The sequence below is a fragment of the Methylobacterium nigriterrae genome, from assembly GCF_037106235.1.
GTDB classification, from domain to species: domain Bacteria; phylum Pseudomonadota; class Alphaproteobacteria; order Rhizobiales; family Beijerinckiaceae; genus Methylobacterium; species Methylobacterium nigriterrae.
This window is the reverse complement of sequence record NZ_JBAWTG010000444.1, coordinates 1-806: the sequence shown is the minus strand read 5'-3', so window position 1 is coordinate 806 and position 806 is coordinate 1. Positions and strand designations below refer to the sequence as shown.

The window sequence follows — 806 nt, the reverse complement described above, 5'->3', positions numbered from 1 at the left end:
CTTCACGCGCTTCACTCCGCAGGAGTGCCGCAACTACCTCGCCGCAGCCGGCTACGAAAACGACTTGGCCGTCGCTACCTGACCGGGAACAGCTCTAGGAGCGTTTGTGCAATGCGCAACCCAACTCGCCTCGCCAGCAGGGTTCCATTCCGCACTGACGAAGCCCTTTTCTTGACGTCGATTGTGCGAGGCAACATAGGAGCGTGCAACGCACAAGCGGCCGCTTCGTTTGGCGGCCACTAGGAGACGTCCATGAGCAAGACCCAGCCCAATCAGATCGCGTCCGAGCTGCGCACGTTCGCCGAGAAGAGCGTCGAGCAAGCGCGTGGCGCCTTCGGTGTCGTGATCGAGAACGCCCGCAAGGCTTCGGTTACCGTGCAAAGCTCGGCTGACGCCGCCCACAGCAGTGGTAAGGCTGTTCTCGCTCGTGGCCTCGAGCTCACCGAGCAGAACATCACGGCCGGTTTCGACCATGCCCACAAGCTGGTGCGGGCGCGCAGCCTCAAGGATGCCGTCGAACTCCAGGCCGAGTTCGCTCGCAGCCAGTTCTCCACCTTGCAGGCGCAGGTGCAGGAACTCGCCAAGCTGGCCCAGCCGGCCAAGGCCTGAGGCGCCGCTCCCATCAACGCCGCGCATCGAACGCCGGTGCACGGCCGCTCTAAGGACTGGCGCAGCCGCAAAAGCGTCGCTCCCTCCCAATGGGCAGGAGTGATCCTCCCCCGTTTTTGTGGACACGGAGGTTACGTTGCCCAGCGCTGCTCGGCCTGCTCAGGCGTACGGTACCCGAGGGCTGAGTGGAGGCGCTG

Annotated in this window: 1 protein-coding gene; it reads left to right on the top strand. The window is 64.4% G+C overall.

The genetic code is table 11. The annotated features are described in order from the left end of the window. Positions 1-252 precede the first annotated feature (252 nt). Complete coding sequence (locus WDW90_RS37650; RefSeq protein ID WP_336492811.1) at positions 253-609, top strand: phasin; 357 nt, start codon at positions 253-255, stop codon at positions 607-609. Positions 610-806: the final 197 nt, after the last annotated feature.